Annotated in this window: 2 protein-coding genes; both read left to right on the plus strand. The window is 69.5% G+C overall.

All coding sequences use genetic code 11. The features are described 5' to 3' along the window. A partial coding sequence (locus AC5RV2_RS17285; RefSeq protein WP_494093358.1) for an SAM-dependent methyltransferase occupies nt 1–404 on the plus strand: 404 nt, incomplete at its 5' end. Between the two features lie 218 nt (nt 405–622). Continuing rightward, entirely contained in the window at nt 623–2,104 is a 1,482-nt protein-coding gene (locus tag AC5RV2_RS17290) for an NAD-dependent succinate-semialdehyde dehydrogenase (RefSeq protein WP_494068188.1), read from the plus strand. Nucleotides 2,105–2,175 lie beyond the last annotated feature (71 nt).

Below are 2,175 nucleotides of genomic sequence, written 5' to 3' on the forward strand. Positions count from 1 at the left end.
TGGCGGAGCTCGCCGCCGAGCGCCGGACCATGGTCTTCTTCGAGGCGCCGCACCGGCTGGCGGCCATGCTGCGGGCCCTCGACGCCGGGTTTGGCCCGGACCGGCGGTCGTCGGTCTGCCGGGAGCTGACCAAGCTGCATGAAGAAGTGCTGCGCGGCACGGTCCGCGAACTGCTGGAGTGGGCCGAAACCCATGAGGTGCGGGGCGAAATCGCCGTGGTCGTTGCCGGCGCGCCGGAAGCAGCACCCGAACAGCCCGAAGACCACGTGGACGGCGTCAACGCGCTGGTGTCGCAGGGTGCCCGGCTCAAGGACGCGGTGGCCGCCGTCGCGGCCGATGCCCGGGTGAGCAAACGCGAGCTCTACGCCGCGGTCCTGGCCACCCGTGCCCCCGGCGGGCGCTGAGCTCCAAGCGGAGCCGGCGGCCGGCGGTCCTGGATGTCGTCATCTGCGCCCTGTGTGACCCTCACCCGGGCATCGGATTGGTATTGTCGATCTGCACAGTAGGGACCGTGGAACGTAGTGCACCCTCGCATTTACACCCGTGAAGCGGAACACCTACCGTGAAGGAAAACGGGCAACTGCGCCCACGGACTCAATCCCGAACACTTGGAGGCACCGCCATGGCTGAAACCGCAGCCCGCGAAGCAGAACTGCTCGCCAAAGTACCCACCGGCCTGCTGATCAACGGCGAATGGCGCGACGCATCCGACGGCGGGACCTTCGACGTCCACGACCCCGCCACCGGCAAGGTGCTGGCCACCCTGGCCTCGGCCACCAGCGAGGACGCGCTCGCCGCCCTCGACGCCGCCGACAGCGCGCAGGCAGCCTGGGCCCGCACGGCTCCGCGCCAGCGCGCCGAGATCCTGCGCCGCGCCTTCGAGCTGGTCACCGAGCGCTCGGAGGATTTCGCCCTGCTGATGACCATGGAGATGGGCAAGCCGCTGGCCGAATCCCGCGGCGAAGTGGCCTACGGCGCCGAATTCCTGCGCTGGTTCTCGGAGGAGGCCGTCCGCGATTACGGCCGCTACCTGACCACGCCGGAGGGCAAGAACAAGATCCTGGTCCAGCGCAAGCCGGTCGGCCCCTGCCTGTTGATCACCCCGTGGAACTTCCCGCTGGCCATGGCCACCCGCAAGGTCGGTCCCGCGGTTGCGGCCGGCTGCACCATGGTGCTCAAGCCCGCCAAGCTCACCCCGCTGACCAGCCAGCTCTTCGCCCAGACCATGATGGAGGCCGGCCTCCCGGCAGGCGTGCTGAACGTGGTCTCCTCCAAGAGCGCTTCCGGCATCTCCGGGCCGCTGATGCAGGATTCCCGCCTGCGCAAGGTTTCCTTCACCGGCTCCACCCCGGTGGGCAAGCAGCTGCTCAAGGACGCGGCGGACAACGTCCTGCGGACCTCGATGGAGCTCGGCGGGAACGCCCCGTTCATCGTCTTCGAAGACGCCGACCTGGATAAGGCCGTCGAGGGCGCGATGGCGGCCAAGATGCGCAACATGGGCGAGGCCTGCACGGCCGCCAACCGCTTCCTGGTCCAGGCCTCCGTGGCCGAGGAATTCACCACCAAGTTTGCGAACGCCATGAAGGCCCTCAAGCCGGGCCGCGGCACCGAGGCGGACACCACGGTGGGCCCGCTGATCGACGGCGGCGCCCGCGACGACGTGCATGCCCTGGTGACCGCGGCGGTGGAAGCCGGAGCGTCCGTCAGCACGGGCGGCGGGCCCGTGGAAGGCGACGGCTACTTCTACCAGCCGACCGTGCTGTCCAACGTCCCGAACGACGCCGATATCCTGCAGAGCGAGATCTTCGGCCCGGTCGCCCCGGTGACCACGTTCGAAACCGAAGAGCAGGCCATCGCCCTGGCCAACGCCACCGAGTACGGCCTGGCCTCCTACATCTACTCGCGCGATGTGAACCGCATGTTCCGCGTCTCCGAGCAGATCGAGTTCGGCCTGGTGGGCTACAACGCCGGCGTGATCTCCAACGCCGCCGCGCCGTTCGGCGGGGTGAAGCAGTCCGGCATGGGCCGCGAAGGCGGCGCGGAGGGCCTGGACGAGTACACCACGGTCCAGTACATCGGCATCGCGGACCCCTACGCCCGGTAGTTCCGATCCGTCGGCCGGCCGTCCCCCAGGGGTGGCCGGCGGCGGAACAGCGACGCCGGCCACAACAGCCC

The organism is Arthrobacter sp. Y3225116, from assembly GCF_059091245.1.